At 31.5% G+C, this 19,171-nt stretch carries 20 protein-coding genes and 1 other annotated feature; of the genes, 12 read left to right on the forward strand and 8 right to left on the reverse strand.

The features are described 5' to 3' along the window. Positions 1-123: 123 nt before the first annotated feature. From BN2665_RS19655 to BN2665_RS19665, 3 genes are read right to left on the reverse strand one after another with little or no spacing between them, the layout of a single operon-like run. Positions 124-606, reverse strand: coding sequence for a PTS sugar transporter subunit IIA (locus tag BN2665_RS19655; protein ID WP_055668816.1), 483 nt, complete (start codon positions 604-606; stop codon positions 124-126). A gap of 22 nt (positions 607-628) precedes the next feature. Continuing rightward, entirely contained in the window at positions 629-1,099 is a 471-nt protein-coding gene (locus BN2665_RS19660) for a hypothetical protein (RefSeq protein WP_055668817.1), read from the reverse strand. Beyond that, positions 1,086-1,622 carry a glucose PTS transporter subunit EIIB gene (locus tag BN2665_RS19665; protein ID WP_055668818.1) on the reverse strand — a complete coding sequence of 179 codons (537 nt, stop codon included), beginning with the start codon at positions 1,620-1,622 and terminating at the stop codon, positions 1,086-1,088. Before BN2665_RS19665 ends, BN2665_RS19660 begins: the two co-directional genes overlap by 14 nt. A gap of 77 nt (positions 1,623-1,699) precedes the next feature. Then, positions 1,700-1,954: a binding site (T-box leader), on the forward strand. 85 nt (positions 1,955-2,039) lie between these two features. Between BN2665_RS19665 and lysS the strand changes: the two genes are divergently transcribed. The 10 genes from lysS (at position 2,040) to BN2665_RS27415 (ending at position 12,949) form a co-directional block, all read left to right on the forward strand. Beyond that, positions 2,040-3,560 carry a lysine--tRNA ligase gene (gene lysS, locus BN2665_RS19670; RefSeq protein ID WP_055668819.1) on the forward strand — a complete coding sequence of 507 codons (1,521 nt, stop codon included), beginning with the start codon at positions 2,040-2,042 and terminating at the stop codon, positions 3,558-3,560. A gap of 529 nt (positions 3,561-4,089) precedes the next feature. Beyond that, positions 4,090-4,716, forward strand: coding sequence for a YhbD family protein (locus BN2665_RS19675; RefSeq protein WP_055668820.1), 627 nt, complete (start codon positions 4,090-4,092; stop codon positions 4,714-4,716). A 27-nt stretch (positions 4,717-4,743) separates the two neighbouring features. Beyond that, complete coding sequence (locus tag BN2665_RS19680) at positions 4,744-5,550, forward strand: polymer-forming cytoskeletal protein (protein ID WP_055668821.1); 807 nt, start codon at positions 4,744-4,746, stop codon at positions 5,548-5,550. A 145-nt stretch (positions 5,551-5,695) separates the two neighbouring features. Continuing rightward, positions 5,696-6,055 carry a DUF2089 domain-containing protein gene (locus BN2665_RS19685; RefSeq protein ID WP_055668822.1) on the forward strand — a complete coding sequence of 120 codons (360 nt, stop codon included), beginning with the start codon at positions 5,696-5,698 and terminating at the stop codon, positions 6,053-6,055. Positions 6,056-6,081: 26 nt separating this feature from the next. After that, positions 6,082-6,516 (forward strand): SHOCT-like domain-containing protein, encoded by a 435-nt coding sequence (locus BN2665_RS19690; protein ID WP_055668823.1) that lies wholly within the window; start codon positions 6,082-6,084, stop codon positions 6,514-6,516. Between the two features lie 15 nt (positions 6,517-6,531). Next, positions 6,532-7,809, forward strand: a complete 1,278-nt coding sequence (locus tag BN2665_RS19695; protein ID WP_055668824.1) for an MFS transporter — start codon at positions 6,532-6,534, stop codon at positions 7,807-7,809. Positions 7,810-7,812: 3 nt separating this feature from the next. Beyond that, positions 7,813-8,070: a hypothetical protein gene (locus BN2665_RS19700; protein ID WP_055668825.1), complete on the forward strand. Its 258-nt coding sequence runs from the start codon at positions 7,813-7,815 to the stop codon at positions 8,068-8,070. A 545-nt stretch (positions 8,071-8,615) separates the two neighbouring features. Then, complete coding sequence (glmM, locus tag BN2665_RS19705; protein ID WP_055668826.1) at positions 8,616-9,965, forward strand: phosphoglucosamine mutase; 1,350 nt, start codon at positions 8,616-8,618, stop codon at positions 9,963-9,965. Between the two features lie 847 nt (positions 9,966-10,812). Then, positions 10,813-12,639 carry a glutamine--fructose-6-phosphate transaminase (isomerizing) gene (gene glmS / locus BN2665_RS19710; RefSeq protein WP_055668827.1) on the forward strand — a complete coding sequence of 609 codons (1,827 nt, stop codon included), beginning with the start codon at positions 10,813-10,815 and terminating at the stop codon, positions 12,637-12,639. A gap of 151 nt (positions 12,640-12,790) precedes the next feature. After that, the gene (locus BN2665_RS27415) at positions 12,791-12,949 is read left to right on the forward strand and encodes a hypothetical protein (RefSeq protein ID WP_195892731.1); all 159 of its coding nucleotides are present in this window, start codon (positions 12,791-12,793) and stop codon (positions 12,947-12,949) included. A 757-nt stretch (positions 12,950-13,706) separates the two neighbouring features. On the opposite strand, the gene BN2665_RS19715 is transcribed toward BN2665_RS27415, so the two are convergent. Together BN2665_RS19715 and BN2665_RS19720 are read right to left on the reverse strand one after the other, a co-directional pair. After that, positions 13,707-14,144 (reverse strand): DUF3955 domain-containing protein, encoded by a 438-nt coding sequence (locus BN2665_RS19715; protein WP_055668828.1) that lies wholly within the window; start codon positions 14,142-14,144, stop codon positions 13,707-13,709. Next, on the reverse strand, positions 14,141-14,617 hold the full coding sequence (locus BN2665_RS19720) for an RNA polymerase sigma factor (RefSeq protein ID WP_055668829.1): 477 nt from the start codon (positions 14,615-14,617) through the stop codon (positions 14,141-14,143). Before BN2665_RS19720 ends, BN2665_RS19715 begins: the two co-directional genes overlap by 4 nt. A gap of 355 nt (positions 14,618-14,972) precedes the next feature. On the opposite strand from BN2665_RS19720, the gene BN2665_RS19725 reads away from it, so the two are divergent. Beyond that, positions 14,973-15,227, forward strand: a complete 255-nt coding sequence (locus BN2665_RS19725) for a DUF3888 domain-containing protein (RefSeq protein WP_055668830.1) — start codon at positions 14,973-14,975, stop codon at positions 15,225-15,227. Next, positions 15,220-15,366, forward strand: a complete 147-nt coding sequence (locus tag BN2665_RS27925; RefSeq protein ID WP_423229884.1) for a DUF3888 domain-containing protein — start codon at positions 15,220-15,222, stop codon at positions 15,364-15,366. Before BN2665_RS19725 ends, BN2665_RS27925 begins: the two co-directional genes overlap by 8 nt. 85 nt (positions 15,367-15,451) lie before the next feature. Here BN2665_RS27925 and BN2665_RS19730 read toward each other — a convergent pair whose 3' ends face one another. From BN2665_RS19730 to BN2665_RS19740, 3 genes are read right to left on the reverse strand one after another with little or no spacing between them, the layout of a single operon-like run. Further along, on the reverse strand, positions 15,452-16,564 hold the full coding sequence (locus BN2665_RS19730; protein ID WP_055668831.1) for a Ger(x)C family spore germination protein: 1,113 nt from the start codon (positions 16,562-16,564) through the stop codon (positions 15,452-15,454). Beyond that, the gene (locus BN2665_RS19735) at positions 16,554-17,645 is read right to left on the reverse strand and encodes a GerAB/ArcD/ProY family transporter (RefSeq protein ID WP_055668832.1); all 1,092 of its coding nucleotides are present in this window, start codon (positions 17,643-17,645) and stop codon (positions 16,554-16,556) included. The genes BN2665_RS19730 and BN2665_RS19735 overlap by 11 nt, the downstream gene beginning before the upstream one ends. Beyond that, complete coding sequence (locus BN2665_RS19740) at positions 17,638-19,125, reverse strand: spore germination protein (RefSeq protein WP_055668833.1); 1,488 nt, start codon at positions 19,123-19,125, stop codon at positions 17,638-17,640. The genes BN2665_RS19735 and BN2665_RS19740 overlap by 8 nt, the downstream gene beginning before the upstream one ends. Between the last annotated feature and the right edge of the window lie 46 nt (positions 19,126-19,171).

The raw sequence follows: 19,171 nt of genomic DNA on the forward strand, positions 1-19,171 counted from the left end.
GTTGGTTCCATATCGTAAAATCTCCTCTTATACAAAACTTTATGATAAGAAATTAAAATTATAAGTTTCAATTAAAAATTCATACAACAACTTTACATTCACTCTATACTCGTTGTGACTATATTACTTGAGCTTTAGCTCACCCACAATTTCTTGGGCGGATACGTATCTACTCTTTTCAATTGAAATGGTTTCAACTGCATCCATATTAGTAAAGACAACAATGATATCTGTTTCCTTTTCTTTCTTTAATACTTCTTTAATATCCATGTGAGCGATCACTGTACTCGTATCCACATGTTCGCCCTCTTTCACCTTAATCGTAAATGGTAGCCCATCTAACTCAACCGTATCGATCCCCATATGGACAAGTACCTCTAATCCGTTCTGATCTTTGATACAGATGGCGTGCTTTGTAGAAAAGATACTAATGACTTCACCAACACAAGGTGAGAATACTATCCCGCCCTCTGGTTGAACTGCAAATCCGTCTCCTAGCATTTTGTTTGCGAACATCTCATCGTTCACTTCTTCTATTTTGATCACTCTACCATTTGCTGGTGAGTGAAGCTTGACTACATCTTTCTTAGAAAATAACTTGAACATACGTTCCTCCAATCACGGTATTCTATACAATTGCCTGAATGCGTAAGTTTACAAAGAGAATTAAGATATGTAATCCTAGCAGTGCAAAACTTGCGATATTCTTCTTCAAGTTTCCACTAAAGATATCTTCTCTTTTAAGTGGAAAGTATCTTAGATAACTAATATACAGCAGCATTAGAGCTACAATGTAATTTTGTATGAGTATTTGTGATGCGGCTAGAAGTAAAAACGTTAAACCAGTATAACTCTCATCTTCATCACTCTTGATCTTTAAACGGAGTTTTAGGAGTATTGCAGCCGTGAATATCTTTCCGCATACCGCTAGTAAGTCCGAACCAAAGATTGGATTGCTTTCAATGATTGACATGACTGGAGTATCGCTAGAGACACTCATCATCTTCAAATGAAAGTAATAGAATACAATCGACAGAACAAGTAGTGCGATTGACACATTAAGTAAACTTAATAGGTTTGAATTTTTAACTTTTTTCATTTAAATTTTCCTCTTTTATCAATTCTTCAAATCTCTCTCTTACAATTGGTACATCTAGTCCAACTATAATTTGAAATGCATTTCCCTTTTCAACAAGACCATGTGCACCCACTTCTTTAAAGTTCTCAGCAGATGCTACTAGTTTTTCATCTTTAACTTTGACTCTTAGACGAGATGCACAGTTCGTTACAAATTCGATATTAGCTTTTCCGCCAAGTAATGAGAGAAACTTAATTGCTTTAACTGTGTTTGCATCATTGGATGACACATCCTCAAGAGAGCCCTTTTCCTTAGCCATCTTTTCTTTATAATCTGATTTAGAATATAACTTAATATTCATGTCTTCACGGCCTGGCGTCTTAATATCAAATTTTTTAATTAAGAAATAGAACACTCCAAACCATATGAACATGAAGACTAGACCAATGATGATTTGCTTAATGAACATTGCGTGATGATTTGGCCATAGTGGAATCCAGTTCATCAATGTAAATTCTATTAGGTTACCTGCCGATCCACGCATATGATCACTACTATTTATGTGAATAAATAGTAGTGATTTAAAATATGGACATATGTAGTTTTTTATGCTATAATCCTTTAAAGACTATGAAGAGAAGAGTAGATAAATATATGAATTTACAGAGAGCTCTACAGGGTGAGAATGAGCAAGGATTTTTTTATTGAAGAAGGTCTCAGAGTTGCACACCGAGTCTGGTTTCAGAGGTAGGCTGTGACGGTATAACCCGTTATAAGTTATAGAGTATACAATTAATTATGTACTTAAAGAGGTCTATATGGCAACATATTGATAAACTGAGGTGGTACCACGAATATATAACTTTCGTCCTCAAGATTAAAATCTTGGAGGTGAAAGTTTTTTTATTTGTCTAAAAATCTATTAAATCATAAATAAATATTAAAAGGTGGTATAGCTAAAATGTATAAGGAATTTGAAAGTATAGAAAACTTAGAAAATATAATGCCAGATTCAAATGAATTTGTAGTGGAAAGAGTTAAAAAGTTAAATAAGCTTTATGAACTGGGGGTTAATCCATATCCTTATGGCTACAAAAATATAACTCATACTAAGGATATTTTTGATAACTTTGAAAATATAAAAGAAGAGCAAGAGTTTACATTAGCAGGAAGGGTTATTCTAATAAGAAGGATGGGAAATGCTACATTTGCCAATATTATAGATGAAAAAGGAAAAATACAAATATTCTTAAGCAAAAAGCAAATAGGTACTGAAAGCTATGAAATCTTAAAATTAATTGATGCAGGAGATATTATTGGAGTTGATGGAACTGTATTTAAGACACAGACAGGTGAAATCACTATTAAAGTAAATCAGTTTGAATTATTGTCAAAGTCCATTAGAACACTTCCAGAAAAATATCACGGTATACAAGATGCTGATTTGAGGCAAAGACATCGTTCATTAGATATGATAATGAATGAAGGTGTTAAAGAACGATTTATTAAACGTTCAAAAGCCATAACAGTTATCAGAGAATATTTAAACAATTTAAATTTTGTTGAGGCAGATACTCCTGTTCTGGATACTAAATACGGCGGAGGAGAGGCAAAGCCATTTACAACCTTTGTTAACGCATTGGATTGTAATGTATTTATGAATGTTTCTCCAGAATTATATTTAAAAAGACTTATAGTTGGAGGAATTGAAAGAGTTTATACCTTTGCAAGGGCTTTTAGAAATGAGGGAATTGATAGAACGCATTATCCAGAATTTTGCTTGTTTGAATGTTATATGTCTTATGCTGACTACAATGATATGATGAAACTTATGGAGAATATGTATGAATATGTATTTAACAGAGTTAATGGAACAACAAAGATTCAGTATGGAGACGCAGAAATTGATTTTAAAGCTCCATGGAAGAGAGAGAAGATGTGTGACCTTGTAAAAAAGGATACAGGAATTGATGTTGAGACACTTACTAGGGAAGAAATTATTAAAAGTATTAAGGACAATGAGCTCTTAATAGAAAGTCAAAATGAGGGCTTAGTTATTGCTGAATGTTCAAAGGGAGAATTAATAGTTAATTTGTTTGAAGTGTATTCTGAAAAGAAACTAATTCAACCAACCTTCGTTATAGACTTTCCGAGAGAATCTTCTCCGTTATGTAAGATTCATAGACATAACTCGGATTTAATTGAAAGGTTTGAACCTTATGCTTATGGTGTTGAGCTTGGGAACGCTTATTCAGAACTTAATGACCCATTGAAGCAAAGAATACTTTTGCATGAACAAGCATCAAAACTAAGAGCTGGACTCGAAACAGCGAGTCCAATGGATGAAGAATTCGCTGTTGCTATCGATACTGCAATGCCACCAACTGGGGGATTAGGAATAGGTATTGATAGAATGATAATGTTTCTTACTGGTTCTTATACCATAAAAGATGTTATAGCATTTCCTCTAATTAAAAGATAATAATAAAATAATATATACAATATAAGAAGAATGACTCATATCACTATAAAAAGTGTTGATATGAGTCATTCTGCTGTTATATGTTATTTAATTTATTTATATGTATTTTTAGTTACAAAAAAATTTTAAATAATGGTATATTCTTAGTTTACGTAAGGTTTTCTTCAACTTAATTGACTCAAGTTTAATTAATTCGCATAAGTTTACGATTGTTCACTAAATGTTAAAGCTATCTATTTAAGCCATTTCTATTTAGGAAAGTATAGATAATGACACGCTTGCTGGTATTACCCCAATTAAACATAGTTTTTCCTTCATGTGTGTTGTGCAAGTATTAAAATAAAGTTGGACAATACAACAAAGACCTAGTATAGCAATTCTGTCTCAAATTATCTAAAAAAAGGTCTCAATCTTTTAGATAATAGTCTCAAACTATTTGTAAGCTTACATGTTTTTTTATTAAGTTGTTAAAAAAAATATTTACAACGTAACAATGTTATGTTACACTACTTGCAAAGGAGGTTGTTTTATGGAAGAGGATTTAATATCTAAAAAGGACCTTTTAAACATTACGGGTATATCCTATGGTCAATTATATAGATGGAAAAGAAAAAATATAATACCTGAGGAATGGTTTATAAAGAAGTCCAGCTTTACAGGTCAGGAGACCTTTTTCCCAAAAGATAAAATTCTAGATAGGATAAATAAGATAAAAGACATGAAGGATGATTTATCTTTAGATGAGCTAGCGGATAGGTTTTCACCAGAGCCCTCTAAGATTATTTTGAATAAAAGCTATATTTCTCAGAATAAAGTGGTAGAGGAAAGAATATTAGATATATACGAATCTATAGCTGGATCAAAGGCAGAGTATAAATTTGAAGATGTGCTGTGCATGTATATACTTCAGGAATTGCTAAGCTCTGGGAACATAACCTTGGAAGAAGGAAAAAACTTTATAACAATGTTAGTAGACAATTATGAAAGCATAAAGGGAAAAAATTATGACTTAATATTTATAAGAAAATTAGGAGTTGGCACTTGGATTATTGTATCCACTAATGTGGAGTTTTACATGGAGGAGGGGGCTAAATTAATAGTTAAAGCTTCTATCTCTAAATATATTGAAGAATTGAAATTAAAAATTGAAAAATAAATAGATTTTTATGGGAGGATTAAATAAATGAGTGAGAAAAATTTTGAAAATAGACCGGACTTAAAAATATCAGGTTCAGGTTCAGCTGGTGGAGGAGATTATAAGGATGTTAAAATAAGCGGCTCAGGTAAAATTTCAGGAGACATAAACTGTATAAATCTTAAAACCAGTGGTTCTTCGAGAATTGAAGGAAATGTAGTAGCTGAACTCATTTCTACCAGTGGAAGCTCTAAAATCATTGGAAATGTGGAATGCGGTGAGTTTAAATCCAGTGGTACTGCTAAAATTGAAGGGAATTTAAGCACTAAGGAATTTAAGGTAAGTGGTTCTTCGGTAGTAGAAGGAGCCTTAACCGCTGAGAACGTTGGAGCTTCAGGGGCTACTAAGATTGGAGGCAAATTAAAATCCAATGAAATAGATATATCTGGTTCCTTAACCGTAGGAGAAGATTGTGAGGCTGAAGCCTTTAAGTCTTCAGGAGCTTTTAGAATTGAAGGACTTTTAAATGCGGACAATATAGATATCTCCGTGTTTGGACATTGTACCGCTAAGGAGATTGGTGGAGAAAAGATAGAAGTTAGAAAAGGCATGAAAAGAGGTTGGGATATAATAGGTTTAAGCGACATACTAAATGCCTTTCTAAATGTAAATGGAGAACTTAATGCTGAGATCATTGAAGGAGATGAAATATATCTTGAATGCACCAGAGCCTCTGTAGTTAGAGGAAATAGAGTAACCATAGGTAAGGAATGCGTAATCGATAGAGTGGAGTACAATGAAGAATTTAAAGCATTAGAAAATGCCATGGTAAAGGAAAATATAAAACTAGGTTAAAATAATTAATGCTGTAATCAATAAAATTAATAATAAAATAAAAATAATTAATTAAAATCAATATATAAATTAAAAATATTAATTTATATATTGATTTTGTTTATGTGATGATATATAATGTAATTGTAGGAAAGAGGTGAAACAAATGCCATATAAAATTATAAGCAAATGTCCGGTATGCTCTAGCAAGCTTATAGTAAAAAAAATGCAGTGCAGCAGATGCAAAACCCTAATAGAAAATGATTTTGAGCTTTCTCCTTTTGAATATCTAAATTATGATCAATTACGCTTCATAGAGGTATTTATTAAGTGTAGAGGAAGCATTAAAGATGTAGAAAGGGAGCTTGGCATATCTTATCCTACTGTAAGGGCTAAGCTAGATGAGGTTATAAATGCTCTAGGGTATGACGGTATTAAAAAAGAAATGTCCAATAAGAAAAATGTAATCGAGCTGTTAGAAAAGGGTGAAATAACAGCGGATGAAGCTTTAAACATGCTTAAATAATAATATTTTATGGGAGGTTTTTTAAAATGAATGAAGAAATTATGAAGGTTTTAAAAATGGTAGAGGAAGGGAAAATAGACGCTAATAAAGCAGCAGAAATAATTGAAGTATTAAAGAAAAATGAAGAAACAGTATTATCAGATGGGACTGGAGGGTTTATACAGGAAATAACAGCTATAGAACCTATAGAGCCTATAGAGCCAGAACCACCTGTAAAGCCAATGGGAGGAAGGATGCTTATAATAAAGGTGGATTCCCCCAAGGATAAAGTCAATGTAAGATTGCCAATCAATTTTATAAAAGGGGTTTTAGGAGCTTGCAAAAAGCTTCCTGTAAATGTAGAAGGTATGGAGAATGTAGATATAGAGTTGATAATAAAGGCCATAGATGAAGGGTTGGTAGGCAAGATAGTGGATGTTCAGGCCTCCGGTGGAGAAATTGTAGAAATAAGCATTATTTAATTTTGAGAGGTTATTATGGAAATTGAAAAAGCTACGGTGGTAAATAGAAAAGAAAAACTATGGAATAAAAATTTCTTCTTGATATGGCAAGGACAACTGGTATCTGCCTTTGGAGATGTGGTTTATGAGATGGCTCTAGGCTTTTGGGTATTGGCACTTACTGGTTCTACAGCTCTTATGGGAACTTTAATGGCAGCTTCCATGCTGCCTAGAGTCCTAATTTCCCCTTTTGCTGGAGTTATAGTGGATAGAAGCGATAGAAAATGGATGATAGTTCTTATGGATGTAGTAAGAGGCGTGTTTATAACCTTTGTAGGTATTGCAGCCCTCTTAGGATTTATTCAGCTTTGGATGGTTTTTGCAGCAGGAATTATCATGGGGATCAGTGCTGCTTTTTTCAATCCAGCAGTAAGTTCTTCCATCCCTGATTTAGTACCTAAGGATAAGCTTATAAAGGCTAATTCTGTGATGAGTATTGCTTTTACTTCCACTAACTTTATTGGTAGTGCAGCTGGTGGATTCATTTATAAAATAATTGGTGCACCTATGATGTTTCTTGCTAACGGAATATCCTATCTTTTTTCAGCTTTTACAGAGATATTTATAAAGGTACCTAAAATACAAAGAAAAGCAGAAAAAACTCATTTCAAGGAAGATTTTAAGGAAGGCTTTAAATTTGTATGGTCCGTAAAAGGGTTAAGATATTTAATTATCATGGCAGCTGCCTTAAATTTCTTTGCCAGTATCGCCATGGTTTTAACGCTGCCGATGTTCCAGCAATCTGAGGCCTTAGGTCCTGAAAAGTATGGATTAGCTATGGGATTATTTACTATAGGCATGGTAGGTGGGATGTTGTACACCACCATAGGAAATATACAATCTTCAAAGAAATACAATATATTCATGATGGCTTCAATGATCTTTACTTTAGCTTCTACCCTATTTCCTTTATTTAATAATTTTTATGTAATAATAACCTTATTATTTATTTCAGGATTCTTTAATGCCATAGTAAATGCTCTAATTAATTCCTCAGTACAATATACAGTGCCACAAGAATTAAGAGGAAAAGTCTTTGGACTTATGAATACAGTAGTACAAGGACTAACTCCTATAGCTTTAGCCTTTGGAGGAATACTAGGGGAGCTGTTACCTATAAGATTAGTAATCTCTTTGAGTTTTGGTATAACCTTTGTGCTAATCTTAGGCTTTGCGTTTATTCAATCCTTTAAAAAATTTATTGCTTTTGACCCAGAAGTAGACAAATTAGAGAAGCTTATGGAGGCGGTGTAGTTTATGAGGATAAAAGTAAGAGCTGATGGAAGAACTATTGTTATTCCTGTTCCTATGAGCCTATTATCTCTAGCCATAAGGTCAGGAAATATTGTTAAGGCTATATGTAGAAGATATGTGAAAGAAGAAGAAATGAAATATATAGAAGCTATAGACTTTACTGTATTAGCAAAAAGCTTTAAAGAATTAAAACAGTATAAAGGTATGGATATAATTCATGTACAATCAGGATCAGGAGAGGAAGTTCGAATAACTGTATAGAATTGATTGAAAGATCTCTGATTAAATCTTTATTATGAAAATTTATAATATTATTTACAATATGTTAATGAAAACATCATCTCATGGGTTTGAAAGGGTAAATTATTAATAAAATATAGCCTTAAATATTAAATTAGTATAAAAATGCGTTTTAGATTGACAAAAAAATAAAAACCATATATACTTTATATTAATCTAGTTGCAAGGACAAGGTTTATTGGGGATATAGTTATAATCCTTGTTATGCAAGCTTAGATTGGCAAAATTTTTTTAGAGTACACTTATGCATCAAAGAAGCCTTGAGCATATGCATAGCTGGAGAATGTATATGCTCTAAGTTCTGTTTTTGCCATAAATAAAAAGGGGCTATAGCAGAGTTGAAAATCCTGGTCACTGTAAATGTATATTCATTTATAGTAACCAGGATTTTTTATTATGAACCTTGAAAAAAATAGTCATTGAGAAATTCGTAGTGCTATAATATAATAATAAGGGATATTTTAAATTTGAAAAAATTTACACTAAGCATAAAGTGAGGTAAAAATATGAGTAGAATGTTTGGAACTGATGGAGTAAGAGGTATCGCTAATACGGAATTAACAGCTGAGTTAGCTTATAATTTAGGTAGAGCAGGAGCTTATGTTTTAACAGAAGGAACTCATAAGCCTAAAATATTAGTTGGAATGGATACAAGAATATCTGGACATATGCTAGAGGCTTCTTTAGTGGCAGGTATATTATCTGTTGGGGCAGAGGCAGTATCTGTAGGGGTAATACCTACACCAGCCATAGCCTATTTAACAAGAAAATATGGTGCTGATGCTGGAGTAATGATATCAGCTTCTCATAATCCAGTAGAATACAATGGAATTAAGTTTTTCGATAATAAAGGATATAAATTGTCCGATGAGCTAGAAGATGCTATACAAAATGTAATAGAAACTAATTTTGAAGGAGTACCAACACCTGTTGGGGGAGACTTAGGTAGAAGGTATATAGAAGAATCAGCTATAGAGGATTATGTAGAGTTTGCAAAATCCACTGTGGATGTAAATTTGAAGGGTATGAAAATAGCTTTAGACTGTGCAAATGGAGCCAGCTATGAAACTGCTGTAGATACCTTTAGAGCTTTAGGTGCTGAGGTAGTAGTTATAAATAATGATCCGGATGGGGTAAATATCAATAAAAACTGTGGGTCTACTCACCCAGAAGAATTAATGGATTATGTGGTAAGAAAAAATTGTGATTTAGGGTTAGCCTTTGATGGAGATGCAGATAGATGTCTTGCAGTAGATGAAAAGGGTAATCTTATAAATGGAGACTTTATAATGGTTATCTGTGCAAAATACCTTAAGGAGCATAAGCTATTAAAAGATAATGTATTAGTTACTACTGTAATGAGCAATTTAGGACTTGATATCGCCCTTGAAAAAGAAGGTATAAAATCAGTAAAAACAAAGGTTGGAGACAGATACGTTCTAGAAGAAATGTTAAAAGAAGGCTATAAGCTTGGTGGAGAACAATCTGGTCATGTTATATTCTTAGATTTCAACACCACAGGAGATGGCTTAATAACTGGACTTCAACTAGCTTCTATAATTAAGAAGAGCGGAAAGACACTATCTCAATTAGCTTCAGTTATGAGAGAGCTTCCACAGGTCTTAGTTAACGCAAAAATTCCTAATGATAAAAAGGAAATATATAAAACTGATTCAGAAATTGTTGCAGAGATTAAAAATATTGAAGATGCTCTCCATGGATGTGGCAGAGTGCTAATAAGACCTTCAGGAACAGAACCTTTGGTAAGAGTGATGTTAGAGGGTGAAAACCAAGAAGAAATAGATAAAATGGCTCATAACCTTGCAAAGCTTATAGCAGATAAAGCTAATCAATAATTTAAAAAGAATTTATTTCCTATAGGGAAACAACGTAAGCTTTCAGCTTATACACGCCTCATAATGGCTTAAAGATACCAATTTAAAATATGTACAAGTTAAGTTTTCATAGTGTTTCCCTATATAGATAAACAACTTCAACTAATAATTTATACATGACCCATAATGCCGTGAAGATTGGCATTTTGGAACATGTATAAATTAAGTTTACGTATTCTTTATCTATAAATACCCAATATGAAATTCACAGTGTGTTGTGCATTTGGAGATAAAATTATGCTTTGCATATTGAAATTATTGTGGTATAATTACAAAAGTAAAAAGATGAGAATAGTTGTTGCAAAATAAAAGCTTTATACATATAATGAAATAAGATAGGAATATATCTCATCTGAAACCAAATATTTGTTTGTGAAGGGGGATAGTATTAGTAACATAATTTAATATAGAGAGGTTAGTATAAGAATCAAGCGCCAGAACTTAAAGCCATCTAAGCTTGTCCTATATCTTTTCTAAAGAGCTAAGCTTTAAGTTGACGAGGATGGGGAGTATCGAAACTTCGGCGGGTGCCCCACGGTATTGCACTACCGTAAAAGGTTAATAAAACTAGAAAGTGATTTCTAGCACAACATTAATCAGGTGTGAACCTTTCTCTATATGAAACATCATTCAAACCTTATAAAAATTCCAATTAAAAACAAAAAAATAATTACTTTTTTTCAAGGTCTGTTTTTATCATATTTATGGCCCTTAGCTTTGCTTTGGCTTTAAATGGAAAAATTTTGATAAAAAGGGTTTATTTGTTGCGCTTGAAAATAATATCTTATATAAAGAAAGGAAGATCACCATGTGTGGAATAGTAGGATTCGTTGGAAAAAGAGAAGCATCACCAATTTTAGTAGAGGGATTATCAAAATTAGAATATAGAGGATATGACTCCGCAGGAGTGGCCATAATTGAAGAGGGAGATATAAAAATATCTAAGTGTAAGGGAAGGCTAGCGATGCTAGAAGAAAAATTAAAAGAAGCACCTTTGAGCGGAGCAATAGGTATAGGTCATACTAGGTGGGCTACCCATGGGGAACCTTCAGACCTAAACTCCCATCCACATGCCAATGAATGTGGAAGCATCACTGTAGTTCATAATGGTATTATAGAGAACTATCTTCATTTGAGAGAATGGCTAAGTTCAAAGGGATATAAATTCTTTTCAGAGACAGATACTGAAGTGATTCCTAATTTAGTGGACTACTACTATAAAGGAGACTTAGTGGAAGCAGTAATGAAGGCTGTGACCAAGATGGAAGGCAGTTATGCTATAGGAGTTATAACTAAAAATGAGCCAGATAAGGTAGTGGCTGTTAGAAAGGATAGCCCTTTAATAGTAGGGTTAGGAGAGGGTGAATATTTTATAGCCTCAGACATTCCTGCAGTTCTAAATCATACAAGAGATATATATTTATTAAATGATAAAGAATTTGTAGTATTAACAAAGGATGGAGTCCAGATACTTTCCGAAGAGGGAGAGGAGATTAAAAAGGAGATATACCATGTAACTTGGAATGCGGATGCGGCAGAAAAAGGCGGCTACGAGGACTTTATGCTAAAGGAGATCCATGAGCAGCCAAAGGCCATAAAGGATACTATGTCCTCAAGAATTATTCCAGGTCAGCCTATTTCCTTAGATAAAATAAATATAACAAAGGAAGAGTTAAATGGCATTGACAGAATCTATATAGTAGCTTGTGGGACTGCTTACCATGCAGGGATAGTAGGAAAGTATGTAATAGAAAAGTTGGCTAAAATACCCGTAGAAGTAGATATAGCCTCAGAATTCAGATACAGAGAACCTATAATCAATGAAAGAACATTAATCATAGTAATAAGCCAATCCGGTGAAACCGCAGATACTTTAGCAGTGTTAAGGGAAAGCAAGAAGAAAGACTGTAGAGTTATTGCCGTAACCAATGTGGTGGGAAGTTCTATTTCTAGAGAAGCAGATGATGTACTATATACTTGGGCTGGTCCAGAAATAGCTGTTGCTTCCACAAAAGCCTATGTTACTCAGCTTATAGCTATGTATATTATTGGATTGCACTTTGCAGAAATTAAAGAAACTATGTCAAAAGCAGATATGGAGTTAATTAAAGAAGAAATGCTTAAACTTCCTGAAAAAGCTGAAGAAACCTTATCTCATAAGGAAACTCTTCAGAAGTTTGCTTCAAAGACTTATATGCATAAGGATATGTTCTTCTTAGGAAGAGGTATAGACTACGCTGTGGCTATGGAAGGGTCCCTAAAATTAAAGGAAATCTCCTATGTTCATTCTGAAGCCTATGCAGGAGGAGAACTAAAGCATGGTCCAATAGCTCTCATAGAAAAAGGAACCATAGTAATTACCACCCTAACTCAAGGGTTCTTATTTGATAAGATGGTAAGTAACATTAAAGAAGTAGTTACTAGAGGCGCTAAAGTAATGGCTATAGCCTTTGAAGGAAATAATGTTATAGAAAAAATAGTAGATTCAGCTATATATATACCAAAGACTCTAGATATATTATCACCAATACTTTCAGTAATACCACAGCAGCTTTTAGCTTATTATATGGCAAAACAAAAGGGCTGTGACGTTGACAAGCCTAGGAATTTGGCCAAGTCTGTAACGGTGGAATAATGCGGAAAATGCTTTTGGAAATAGTGTAGCTTTGTAAAAAAGTCGCACCGTTTGAAAAAAAGTTTAATCATTTGAAAAAAAGTTTAACCTTTTTGAAAAGATAAAATTTAGAAGAAATATGGTAATAATTCTAAGAAAGGGAGTAAAAAATATGAAAAAAGAGTTAGCAAAATTATTATCAGAATATAAAGAGACAGAAAAAGGCTTAGAATTAGGACTAGAATACGTAGACGAAAAAGACTACGGTAAAGGAAAATTAGAAATAGTAAAAATGATAATTGCGGATTTAGAAAAAGTATTAGAGGCTTAATTAAGCTTTTAAATAATAAGTTAACAAAAGAATTATATGCATAAACTAGATTGTGTAATAAAAATAAGATATTAAGTAAAAATATAGATAGATAAAAAATAGATATGTGTATAAATATATTGCATAAAAGTTCTTACATTATGTCCTTATAAACGGCTCTGCTTAATTGCTTTGACCTTAGGAGGTTTATAAGGGTAGGATGTATTAGAACTTTAGCAATGTATATACGAAGACCTTTGTCCACATTTTAGCTCTTGGGGAGGAGTTGGAATGTGGACGCTTTTTTGTTTAAAATGTTATTTATATTAAGATTCTAAGTGCTTTTTATGCATTTTAATTCTAGTATGTACAAGCAATTTTATCTCAATAAAAAGCAATGATTAGACGGTTTTTTCTTTTGTAAATGTTCTCAAGAGTAATACAGTTAATTACTTTTTGAAGGGTTTTTACTATAATTGCTTAATGGATTTATACAATAATAACATTTGTTAAAGTAAGGAAAAAGAACCTGTAATGCAAAGGAATATAGCATTGATTTATCTAAATACGATAATATAGTGAACTAGTTAAAAAATTAGAATAAAAAATATTAAATCACAATATATTACCGTAACTAACATCATATTTGTTTTTTTAATAGGCTATGTTAGACTAAATTGTTGATATTAGCATACGAAAAAATAGGCTTTCCTGTGTAAAGCCTGTTTTTTCATATTTTATAAATATTGTGAATTGGCTTAACTTCCCATATGCTCTTTTACTTAATGTTAATTTTGTACTTCTTTAAAAATACAAAGTTGCATATTAGTGAAATGATAAACACTAGAACAAATATATATCCGATTGGTATTAGTGCGAATGGCTCAACCAATGTCCCATCTGGCAAAACTTTTGCACCTATAACATTATAGGCAATGAAACAAATCATAGCTACTAAAGCCGAAACTAACATGGAACCTTTTGTGAACGAAACCCTCTTATCCTTTTCCCATCTTGCTGAAATATTTTTCATTACTTTTATCCCCCCATCTGAAATAATTGGTTTTTCTAAATTCATTTTAAGTTTTTGCAATTCATCTAAACATTGTGGACAGTTGGCTAAATGTTCTTCTATCAACGAAGAACTTTCTTTACTACAAACTTTATCATAATACAATGGTAGTAAATCTCTAATAACTTCACATGATAATCTCATATTAACTTCTCCTTTAATTTTATTTTTGCACGATGATAAGTGACTCTTGCCCAGCTTTCTGTTTTACTAAACAATTCAGCTATTTTTAAAAATGATAAATCTCCAAAAAAACGCAATGTAAATACTTCTTTATACGGTTCTTCTAAATTATGAAGTAATTTATGAATTTCAAATGCACTTTCATCTTCAACTAATATTTGTTCAAAATCAATGTCAGAAACATCGGCTATATCTTCAACTCTTTCAATATTATTTTGTTCTTTCTTTAAATATGAAAAATATGAGTTTTTAGCAATTTGGCAGAGCCAAACACTCATCTTACAATTTCCTTTAAAGCTATCAATATTCTTTAATGCTTTAAAAGATGTTTCTTGTGTTATATCCTCTGCAATACTTTCATTTTTAGAAAGACATAATACATATCTATATACATCCTTGAAATATTCGGTATATATTTCTTCAAATTCCGTCACATTCTCACCGCCTTTCATATATAAGACTATCAAAATCGCATTTCGTTACAACATTCTAAAAAAATTAATTACGCTACCTACAAAATTAAGTAGCTCAATATAGAATATATAAACTTTATTTCGCATTAATCAACGAACGTGTATCCAATTATACATCATATAAATATATAGTTTAATAAAGTTAATTGTTTAGAAAAGCATGTAAAAAATAATCTTAAAAGTAAAATTTATCGATTTTTTAGCTCTTCGTATAGGAAATACTAATTATATTCTTAAAAGTATTTGTTTTATCATGTGAATATAACTAAAAAATTTAACCATAATAATTATAAGAAAAAGGAGGTGTACAGGTATAATGAAAAAAGTAATATGTAGCATAATTATTTTAATTAATACTATCAGTCTTAGTATATTAGGTTTTAATACTATTGCAAAAGCAGAAAATGGAACAACAATAACTCAAACTGAGCAATGTCCAAGTTATTGTAAAGAAGCCTTATTATCATTATTATATCCATATATATCTAATGCAGTTAATGAGTATTATAATAATTCGAAGCAATTTGATATTTATGACGTAAAAATACTTAGTATTAATAGAAATTGGTGAAAAATTTGAATTTAGAGTAGTTGTACAAATAGAAACTTATACTGGTCCACATAAGCCACCAGGGGGCGTAGATACAATAACTATAATAACAAGTCCTACCGGTACAAAGGTTGTTAATTATATTCATAAAGAAAAATAGATATACAAAAAAATCCATATTTAATTAAATTTGGATTTTTTATATTGCAGATTGTATGACAATAATATATATTTTTACAATATACTTAATATTCTCCACGTCCCAATCTTTGAATATTTACCTTTACCTTTACATTAATTTCTGAGTTAGATACTACCTCATTCCAATCAATCCCTGTCTTTCTCCCATATTTGGCTGCGGCACAACTTCCAAGTTCAAGTCCGTCTACTTTATATTTATTTTGAAGTTTGGTTATTACTGCTAGACATTTTTCTTTTAACATAGACTCAAATTCTTTTTCCGATTGTTTTTTAATTTCATAATTTCTCATAATGTCTGGAAATAGCTCATTAGTTATCAATTCGCCATTACAAGTTATTTCAATTAGAAACTTGAATTTATCTCCTTCTTTTTCACAGCTTACTTTTCTTGAAGTTTTAGCGTAAAAGTCACTATATTCACTAGCACTCTTACGTATTGTAATTAACCCTTTAACATTGCTTTCTCTTAATATATTGAAGAATCTAGTGTCCTCAATATCTAACTTTGCAATCATTTTATGATTCTTAAATAAAGCTAACCCAGTTACTTCGAAGCCTTGATTCTTTAGTTCTACATAAGGCATGACTAGGCATTTCCCTTCTTCATTTGATTTTATGAACATATCCATAAGCTCATAACGTTTAAGAAAATAGTTATAGTTTCTTGAATTCTTTAAAATTCCTTCTAACCTATCTGAACTACTGGGAAAACCTATTTCCTTGCGTTTTAACGCATCTTCTGCTTTGCCATTGAATACTAATACCAAACCTGAATCATTTACCGATGCAGTATGAAATAAAAGATCCGATATATTTTTTATACCATATTCGGCTAATTCCTGACCAAATACATAAACCTTCTCAAAGCCTAACGTAAATTTCATACTAGATTTTAGTTGCCTATTTTGTCTTGTTTCGCCTATAGTAAGGGCTTCACCTGTTCTGACAACACTAGAGGATAATTTATCTTCTTCAAAGGTGTATACATTTATAGGTGTTTTATATTTAATTACATTACCAAGTTTATCTATGTCATATCCTATACCTACGGACACATCCAATTCTTCAATAGGCTGTGATTCTATCTTAAGAGAAAATAGTGTTATAATAAGAGCTATACTAAGAAGTTTAAAGTATGTAGTTAGTTTAGACTTCATGATTATCATCCTTTTTAAAATATGTAAGTACCAAAATTATTAAAATATAACTAACATTGAATATAACAGAGATTGGCATTAAATAACTTAAAATTGCTCTTCGTGTTACTTCTTCTTTATATAGAGTAGAAATAAAAGTACATATAACAAACAAAGATATAAATATTATCTTTTTACTCATATCTTTTATAGAGTCTTTAACTATAAAAGTAGCCGCAAAGAAAAAATTTGTTATAGTTTTAATGATTATGATGCACCAAAGCACTAAAAAAACAAATCTAAAATTACTTATTACCGCAATGCTTATAGCTTTGGGAACCATAGTAATGGGCCAGAGAAATTTAGGAGTAAGATTAATACCTGCAAAATATATAGTAATTAATACAAACCATATATAAATTATTACTGTTATAAATACTGCTTTAAATGAAGCCGATATGGCTTTATTTTTATCTGTTACAAATGGATATATCAAAAAAAAGACCTCAATACCTGTATAAGAAAAAATTGTTTCTTTGGTCGCAGAAATTATATCCTTTAATCCGCAATCAAATATAGGAAGCAGATTTTTATAATCTCCGCTTTTGAATCCAGCAAGTAGAATAAGAGATAAGAGAATAGTTAAAAAGTATGTTAGTGCATTAACTTTAGCTAGAATTTTTAAATCTTTATATGCTCCATAAGCTGCAGAAAAAATTATAATACTTAATATTTTTATGGGATTTAAAAAATAAGCTATAGAAACAAGAAAAAGATTACTTAGCCCTTGCGATACAGAAGTAATATAAAATATAAAGTTTATTGCAAAAATTAGATTTAGTATTGTTCCTATAAAGGAGCCAAAGCATTCCTTACTAAGTGCTAATATATTCTTATTTGGAAAGCGTTCAATATAATATCTTGCTAATACAACTATTAATACAGGGTAAATACTTCCTATTAATACTGCAATCCAGCCACTTTGTTTAGCCTTTTGTACAACTTCATTTGGCAAACTAAAGGCTCCTATCCCAATCATGGAACCTACTAAAAAAAAAGTCAATTGTTTCGAAGTAATAGTGTTGTTATCTATGTTATTCATCACTATCCCTCCTAAATTTCTTTCTAAAATCAGTTTGCCTTATAGGATTTTTATTTGGTATAGATTCAGGTCTTTTATTCATCTTCCATATAGGTACTCTTATAAATATATCTCTTAAATCTCTATAATTTGTTATATTGAAATAAGGAACTCCAAAGCTTTTTAATGAAAACAAATGAACTATTAATAGATACCATCCTACTGAAAAGCCTATGACTCCAAAAATATTTGATAATATAAGCATTATGAGGGAAACTAATCTGATAGAAAGTGCCATTTGATAATTTGGGACTATAAAGGTTCCAGCCGTAGTGACTCCAATAATAAGGATTGTAGCCTGACTTACCATTCTTGCCTCAATAGCCGCAGTACCTATAATTAATCCGCCAACAACACTCAAGGTTTGAGCTATTTTTGATGGAAGTCTTAAACCACCTTCTCTAAGAAGTTCTACAACAAAAATCATTGCTAAAATTTCCATAAAAGGAGTAAGAGCAATTCCTCGCCTTGTTCGGATAATAGGTATTAAAAACTTAATTGGAATAAGTTCTGAATTAAATTTAATTAATATTAAGTAAATAGAAGGAAGCGAAATAACCATGATTGTCCCGAGCAATCTAATAAATCTTGCTATAGTCCCTACAAGAGTTCGTTCATAATGATCTTCTACAGTTTGGAAAAATTCCGGCAAAACTGTAGGCACACTTATTACGTAAGGAGTACCATCTAATATTACAGCTATCCTGCCTTCTAGAATATTTGCAGAGATTACATCCGGTCTTTCTGAGCCATAGATTTGAGGGAAAATACTATAGGTGTATTCTTCAATACACTGTTCAATGATACCTGTTGATAAGACGCCATCCATATCTATAAGCTCCAGCCTATTTTTTAAATCTGCTAATATGTCTTTATCTACTATATCATCAATGTAAGCAATAGCTATATCTGTTTGTGTACGTCTTCCAGTTTCAATATTTTCAATTATTAAATTTCTATCCTTTATTTTATTTTTAAGAAGGGATACATTAATCTCAATACTCTCAACAAAGCCATCACGTGGACCATGAATAGCAACTTCATTTTCAGGTTCCGATACATTCCTATGAGGTATTTTAGTAGTATCAAGAATAATAAATTCTTCAACTCCATCTATCAAAATTACTGTTTTACCTCTTTTTAGGTTATAGCAAGCTCTTTGTATATCCGTATCAACTGTAGCATTGCTAATAGCTATATGCTTTTCTATTAGATAGTAAGCTATATTAGGATTTTTATTTAAGTCTTCCTTAATATCAATCATTAATGGTCTTAGAATATCTCTGTCTATAATATTCTTATCAACAATATTATCAAGATATATAATTACTCCATGAATAGTCTCCTTGTTTCCAATTAAAAATTTTCTAACTACAGGAGTAGCACTAGGAATTTGCTTTAATATTTCCTGTATTCTATTTTCAATTTTTAATTTATCCATATGAAATCACCACATCTAAATATTTATCAAATAAATTATTTGCATA

This window comes from Desnuesiella massiliensis, from assembly GCF_001403615.1.
Lineage (GTDB): Bacteria > Bacillota > Clostridia > Clostridiales > Clostridiaceae > Desnuesiella > Desnuesiella massiliensis.